Genomic DNA, 1,618 nt, shown 5'->3' on the forward strand with positions numbered 1-1,618 from the left:
TGAACTTCCAGACCCTGATCAGCGACCTTACCGGCCTGCCGATCGCCAACGCTTCCCTGCTCGATGAAGCCACCGCCGCTGCCGAAGCGATGACCTTCTGCAAACGCCTGAGCAAGAACAAAGGCAGCCACCAATTTTTCGCCTCGATCCACAGCCATCCGCAAACCCTCGACGTGCTGCGCACCCGTGCCGAGCCGTTGGGCATTGAAGTGGTTGTGGCCGATGAGCGTGAACTGACTGACGTGACGCCGTTCTTCGGCGCGCTGCTGCAATACCCGGCCAGCAACGGTGATGTGTTCGACTACCGCGAACTGACCGAGCGCTTCCACGCTGCCAACGCGCTGGTGGCCGTGGCTGCCGACCTGTTGGCCCTGACCCTGCTGACCGCCCCGGGCGAGTTCGGCGCTGACGTTGCCATCGGTTCCGCACAACGCTTCGGCGTGCCGCTGGGCTTCGGTGGCCCGCACGCGGCTTACTTCTCCACCAAGGATGCGTTCAAGCGCGACATGCCGGGCCGTCTGGTCGGTGTGTCGGTTGACCGTTTCGGCAAACCAGCGCTGCGTCTGGCGATGCAGACCCGCGAGCAACACATCCGTCGCGAGAAGGCCACGTCGAACATCTGCACCGCGCAAGTACTGCTGGCCAACATCGCCAGCATGTACGCCGTGTATCACGGCCCGAAAGGCCTGACGCAGATCGCCAACCGCATCCATCACCTGACCGCGATTCTGGCCAAGGGCCTGACTGCGCTGGGTCTTACGGTCGAGCAGGAAAGCTTCTTCGACACCCTGACTGTGGCCACCGGCGCGCAAACCGCCGCGCTGCACGAGAAGGCTCACGCCCAGCAGATCAACCTGCGCGTCATTGATGCCCAACGTCTGGGTCTGTCGGTTGACGAAACCACCGCTCAGGCTGACATCGAAACCCTGTGGAGCGTCTTCGCCGACGGCAAGACTCTGCCGGACTTCGCCGCCCTCGCCGCCACCGTGCAGAGCACCATTCCGGCTGCGCTGGTACGCCAGTCGCCGATCCTCAGCCACCCGGTGTTCAACCGTTATCACTCGGAAACCGAGCTGATGCGCTACCTGCGCAAACTGGCGGACAAGGACCTGGCACTGGATCGCACCATGATCCCGCTGGGCTCGTGCACCATGAAACTCAACGCCGCCAGCGAAATGATCCCGGTGACCTGGGCCGAGTTCGGCGCCCTGCACCCGTTCGCTCCGGCCGCACAAAGCGCCGGTTATCAGCAACTGACCGATGAACTGGAAGCGATGCTCTGCGCCGCCACCGGTTATGACTCGATCTCGCTGCAACCAAACGCCGGTTCGCAAGGTGAATACGCAGGTCTGCTGGCGATTCGCGCGTATCACCAGAGCCGCGGCGATGACCGTCGCGACATCTGCCTGATTCCGTCGTCCGCCCACGGCACCAACCCGGCCACCGCCAACATGGCCGGCATGCGCGTCGTTGTGACCGCGTGCGATGCCCGTGGCAACGTCGACATCGAAGACCTGCGCGCCAAAGCCATCGAGCACCGCGATCACCTCGCGGCGCTGATGATCACTTACCCGTCGACCCATGGCGTGTTCGAAGAAGGCATCCGCGAAATCTGCGG

The 1,618-nt window shown here is 63.7% G+C and carries 1 pseudogene; it reads left to right on the forward strand.

Features of this window, described 5'->3' with window-relative positions:
• A pseudogene (locus ACIQVE_RS14815) lies at window positions 1–1,618 on the forward strand (glycine dehydrogenase (aminomethyl-transferring)); the annotation flags it as partial.

The sequence above is a fragment of the Pseudomonas sp. NPDC098747 genome, from assembly GCF_044760045.1.
Lineage (GTDB): Bacteria > Pseudomonadota > Gammaproteobacteria > Pseudomonadales > Pseudomonadaceae > Aquipseudomonas.